Consider the following 5,126-nt stretch of genomic DNA (forward strand, 5'->3'; position numbering starts at 1 on the left):
CGCCGCGAGGAACCCCTTCCGGCTCAACCCCTGTGCCCGCACTCGACGTTCCTGCACCTGTGCCTCCCGTGGCAGTCGCCATCACCGCGACCGGCTGCCTGTGCGCCGGGCGCTTTCCGCACATTAACAGAGCGTCCACTCTAGTAATGATGGAAGGCGTAGTGGAGTGACGCCGAGGGAGCAGTGGCCCCGGAGGCGGCCCGGCCCTGGCTTGCAGACCAGCCCCGCCCCCGGTCGGGATGCGCCACCCAACCGCAACGCGGGGTGTACCTGGTTCGTGAGGCGGCACCCCGAGAACGATCCGCCACCGATCGAGGGCCGGTGAGCACAGGGCGCCCACGCCCGCGAGTCGCCGCGCGGAGTTTCCGCTTCGGCAGTCATCGGAAACGGGACCGGGGTTTGGCCGTGCGGCTAGGTTGGTCCAATGGATGATGACCTCCGACAGGAGATCGAGAGAAGGCAAGTCACCGACGCCTGGAGGCGGATCGATACCTGGCTGAGTGCCCACGCTCCGGCGTCGCTCGCAGTACTGCGACCTGGAGCGACGGAGGATGAAATCGACAGGTTACAGACCACCCTCGGCGTCAGAATCCCGGCGGGCCTCAGAGCCCTGTGGCGTCTCCACGCGGGTGTGAACGTCGACCCGTCGGCCTCCTTCCTCCTGGGCCGGTGGTCACTGATGGACTTCGCATCGGTGGTCCACACGTATGAGCGAGAGATGATGTTGCAGCGGCTGCCCGGTGCCGATCGCTTCACACTCTGGCGTCACGCCTGGATACCCGTGTGCTCCTACTCCGCCGACGACTCCAGCTACGGCCTCTACATGGACGCCGAGACCGGGAAACTGGGGTACTGGGACAAATACGGCGAGCGAAGGATCGAGTTCGAGTCGCTGACCACATACCTGGAGGAGATGGCGGACTCGCTGGAGGCGCCTTCCCTCGTTACGGGCTACCGGCCGGGGCTGGTGAACGACAGCCTGGTGTGGGGCCCACCGGAGCACCCGAGCGAGCGTGCGCTCTGGGTGGAATACACCGGACAAACGAGATAGCACCCCGATTGTCAACCACGCGCGCGGGGGCCGACACCACGGAATGTGCCGACCCCCGCACATGTCATACTCCGCTACGAGACCACGCGCCGAGCGCAGGTGGTATCCACGGACGTGCAGTGCTCGAACCCGGGATTGCTGACATAGAAGGCATCATTGTCGAGCAATCTCCAAACCGAGGGCTGGAATTGATGGAAGGCGCCCGAGTTCTGGACGTCCGGAAGGGACGAACGACCACACTTCACCTTTCCGGTAGTCCCTGGGCCGTTCAGGTCCGTCCGGGTGTCCGCAAGCAAGCCGAAGGACGTTCCCGTTCCCATCTTGTCGGTGTACAACTGGGCGCATTCATCGCCGGAGGCCACCTGGTTCGGTCCGCCAGGGAATCCGCCGCTTTCGTGCGTCGTAGCCATGGCGAACTCGTCGCAACTAAGCCCTCCCAAGGAGGCATCGGCCTCGTGCTTGGGCCAGCCACACCGTTGTATCGGGCCCCAGGTAATACGCGCCTGCCGCGGGGAAGAGGTTGGTGTCGACGGTGTGCATCGGGGCGTACGACGCCACAGCTTGCGCCCTCTGGCGTCGGGGACGCCGCACCTCTGCGCCTGGGCACCCGGCTTGACCGGTCCCGCGGGGACGGCTGGACCCGGATCGCTACGGAAGATCTCCCGCACCGGCTGCTTGAGCGGGTCAATGGTCGACGAAGCCTGAGGGGACGGGAATGTGACATAGGGATCGACCCTGAAGCGCGCGAAAGGCGACCAGAAGGCATAGTTGACCCCCCGGCTTCAGGTGCCCGTAATCAACAGTGACCTTCGCCCGACTGCCGGAGGGTACCAACCGACGAGATGCACGTGAAGAAGTAACCGTCCGTCGCCGCGGCGGGCGAGCACCGCCGCGGCGCCAGGCGGGGGTGTCTCAGAGTTCGACGGCCTTGGCGAAGGCGACGAAGCCGGCCCAGGCCGCGGGAGTCACGGAGAGCTGACCGCCCTCCCGGTCCTTCGAGTCACGGACATGGACAGCCTGCGAAGTGACCGCGACCTCCACGCAGTTGTCGCCCTCGCTACCGCTGTAGCTGCTCTTGAACCACTCCGGTCCGCTGCTGCTCATACGTCTCTCCTCACATCTGCTCCGACAGTTCCCAGGACCCAGCGACGGCGTCAATGACCTGCCTGGTCATCGCCTCCGACGCATCGGGATGCCATGATCGTCGACATAGGCAGACCGACTCCAAGGACGATGCCATGCCCGCCTACCTCATTGCTCACCTGCAAGACGCCGCGCCGCACCCGGAGATCGCCGAGTACATCGAGCGCCTCCCCGGCACCTTCGAGCCGTACGGCGGCCGCTATCTCGTGCACATGACGCAGCACGAGGTGAAGGAGGGAAGCTGGCCCGGGGCGGTCGTGATGATCGGCTTCCCCGGGATCACCGAGGCGCGGGCCTGGTGGGACTCGCCCGCCTACCAGGAGATCGCACCGCTGCGCTCGCGGCACATCGATGGCGACATCATCCTGGTCGAAGGCGTCCCCGACGGCTACGACCCCGCCGGTGCCGTAAAGGCCATGCGGGAGGCCCTGTCCGCCGAGTAGCCCCGCTTGAGGTGCGCCCGCGCGGCCGGGGTACGGCCGCACGGGCGGGGGTGTCTCAGAGTTCGACGGCCTTGGCGAAGGCGACGAAGCCGGCCCAGGCCGCGGGAGTCACGGAGAGCTGACCGCCCTCCCGGTCCTTCGAGTCACGGACATGGACAGCCTGCGAAGTGACCGCGACCTCCACGCAGTTGTCACCGTCGCCGCTGCTGTAGCTGCTCTTGAACCACTCCGGTCCGCTGCTGCTCATAGGTCTCCTCGCATCTGCTCCAACAGTTCCACGGTAGCCTCGTGGCTGAGTGCCTGGGAACTGAGCTTTCGGTAGCGCTGCTGCAGAGTACCCACGTCGGTCAGGTCGCTGATCAGATTGCTCGACTGCTGTCCCTCGGAGTAGCCAAGCCACTTGTGGTCGACGGTCTCGGCGAGGTAGATGGAACCGGCCGACCCGACATGTTTTTCCATGCGCCGCGGCATCACCTGGATCTCGATGTTGCGCCGTTCGCCGATCGCCAAGAGGTGGTCGATGAGGCTGCGAGTGATCTCCGCACCGCCCACCTGCCGCTCCAGCAGCATCTGTTCAACGATGAAGCCGAAGTACGTATGGGGCCGTTCGTTGAGGACTACTTGCCGCTCCAGCCTTGCCGCGACCCGCTGCTCGATCTGCTCCTCGACCAGCGGGGGAAGCACGGCCTCGTTGATCACTCGGATGTACGGCTCGGGCTGCAACAGCCCCGGCACCACTCGGCACTCGTACGCGTACAACGTGACCGCTTCCTTCTCGATCACCGCCCAGTGCCTGAACCTCGACGCCAGGCCCGCCTTCCTCGTCAGGCTCCTCCGCGTCTCCTTCAGCAGTCTCGCCGCCAGCGGGCCCAGCACATCCTCGGCCAGCTTGTCCAGATCCCTCGGCGGGAACCGCACCCCCCGCTCGATCTTGGAGATGTGGTCGTGCGAGTACCCCAGGCCCTCGGCCAGCGCCTCCTGCGTCAGACCCGCCTCGTCCCGGAGCACTTTCAGCATTGCCCCGAAGGTCTTCAGGCTGTCCCCTGCCTCTGCCTCGCCCCCGTACAGGCTGACGTTGCCGACTTTCCCCATGTCCGGCCCCTCTCATCTGTCACTGCCGGAACTTCGACAACGCCATGCTTACTGACCGTGATATTTCATGTCCAGTGAGTAACCCGCCCAACCGGCGGTTGGGCGGGTGCTGGGCGGGTTCGCTCAAGGGACCGCGGCTGGGAGGCGGCCGACGGCGTGTGCTCCCCGGGGTGCGTCGGTGAAGTGCAGCGTGCCGCCGTGGCGGTCCGCGATCTCCCGGGCGATGGCCAGGCCGAGTCCGGCTCCGCCGGACCTGCGGGCACGCGCGTCCTCCAGTCGGCTGAACCGCTCGAAGACCCGCTCCCGGTCCCCGGCCGGTATTCCGGGGCCGTCGTCGCGTACGTCGATCCGCACCGTCGCGACGCCGTCGTGGCGCTCCGTGCGGACGGCCACCTCGACCTTTGCGTCGGCGTAACGGCAGGCGTTGCCCAGCACGTTGCGCAGCATCCGCTCCAGCTGGATGCCGCTGCCCGCCACCCACGCCGACGGCCCCGGGGCGCCGAGGCGGACCTCCAGTAAGTGCGGGCGGTGCAGGTGGCGGTGCTCCTCGACCAGGTCGTGGAGGAGGTCGGTGAGGTTGACGGGGTCGTGGGGAAGGGTCGCGGTGCCGTCGAGCCGGGCCAGCAGGAGCAGGTCCTCGCTGAGGCCCTGGAGCCGCTCCAGGTCGTGCAGTGCGCCGCGCACGGCGGTCGGCCAGTCGACCTCTTTCGGGTGCGCCAGCAGCGATTCGAGCGACGCCCGTACCGCAGCCAGCGGGCTGCGGAGTTCGTGCGAGGCGTCGCCGATGAACTGCCGCTGGGCTTCGGTCGAGCGCTCCAGGCGGTCCAGGATCGCGTTCGTGGTCAGCGCCAGCCCGGTCAACTCGTCGCCGCCCCTGGGCACGGGCACGCGGCGGTCCAGCGAGCGAAGGGTGATGTCCTCCAACTCCGTGCGGATGGCATCCACCGGGCGCAGCGCCCGTCCGGCCGTCACCCAGGCGCCGGCGCCGATCAGGAGGGCCGCTGTCTGCGCCAGGTAGAGCAGTTCTCCCTGGAACTCGTCCGGTCCCCAGCCGAGGTGTCCGCCGTTGGTCGCTGCCAGCGCCGACGCGACCGAGACCACGGCGGACGAGGCGAGCACCGTGCCGCCGTACGCGACGAGCGCGAACCGGGCCCGCAGCGGCACCCCCTGGCCGGGGGGCCGCGCGAGCAGCCAGGCCGTGACGCCGACCGTGAGGCCGAGGAGGGGGCTGACGAAGGCGGGAGTCTCGACAACCGACATTACTGATTTGTTCGTTCCGTAGCCGTAGTAGGCATCGAGTGGGCTGCCGAAGGCGGCGCGGGCGGCGAACTGGACCGCCGTCATCGCGCCCGCCCCGAGGGCGCCCCGGAGTCGCGGCCGGGGGGCGCCACCCTGCC

6 protein-coding genes are annotated in these 5,126 nt (G+C 67.8%); 2 read left to right on the forward strand and 4 right to left on the reverse strand.

Features of this window, described 5'->3' with window-relative positions; all coding sequences use genetic code 11:
• Positions 1–424 precede the first annotated feature (424 nt).
• Entirely contained in the window at positions 425–1,051 is a 627-nt protein-coding gene (locus H5J30_RS16840; protein WP_181788249.1) for an SMI1/KNR4 family protein, read from the forward strand.
• A 912-nt stretch (positions 1,052–1,963) separates the two neighbouring features.
• Here the strand turns inward: H5J30_RS16840 and H5J30_RS16845 are convergent.
• Complete coding sequence (locus H5J30_RS16845; RefSeq protein ID WP_181788250.1) at positions 1,964–2,155, reverse strand: DUF397 domain-containing protein; 192 nt, start codon at positions 2,153–2,155, stop codon at positions 1,964–1,966.
• Positions 2,156–2,289: 134 nt separating this feature from the next.
• On the opposite strand from H5J30_RS16845, the gene H5J30_RS16850 reads away from it, so the two are divergent.
• Positions 2,290–2,637: a DUF1330 domain-containing protein gene (locus tag H5J30_RS16850; protein WP_181788251.1), complete on the forward strand. Its 348-nt coding sequence runs from the start codon at positions 2,290–2,292 to the stop codon at positions 2,635–2,637.
• Between the two features lie 55 nt (positions 2,638–2,692).
• Here the strand turns inward: H5J30_RS16850 and H5J30_RS16855 are convergent, their stop codons facing one another.
• The 3 genes from H5J30_RS16855 to H5J30_RS16865 all read right to left on the reverse strand — a co-directional run.
• Positions 2,693–2,884 (reverse strand): DUF397 domain-containing protein, encoded by a 192-nt coding sequence (locus H5J30_RS16855; protein ID WP_181788252.1) that lies wholly within the window; start codon positions 2,882–2,884, stop codon positions 2,693–2,695.
• Positions 2,881–3,729 (reverse strand): helix-turn-helix domain-containing protein, encoded by an 849-nt coding sequence (locus H5J30_RS16860; RefSeq protein WP_181788253.1) that lies wholly within the window; start codon positions 3,727–3,729, stop codon positions 2,881–2,883. The genes H5J30_RS16855 and H5J30_RS16860 overlap by 4 nt, the downstream gene beginning before the upstream one ends.
• Before the next feature lie 123 nt (positions 3,730–3,852).
• Positions 3,853–5,126: sensor histidine kinase (locus H5J30_RS16865; RefSeq protein ID WP_181788254.1), on the reverse strand; the 1,274-nt coding region annotated here is incomplete at its 5' end.

The organism is Streptomyces phytophilus (genome assembly GCF_013870535.1).
Lineage (GTDB): Bacteria > Actinomycetota > Actinomycetes > Streptomycetales > Streptomycetaceae > Streptomyces > Streptomyces phytophilus.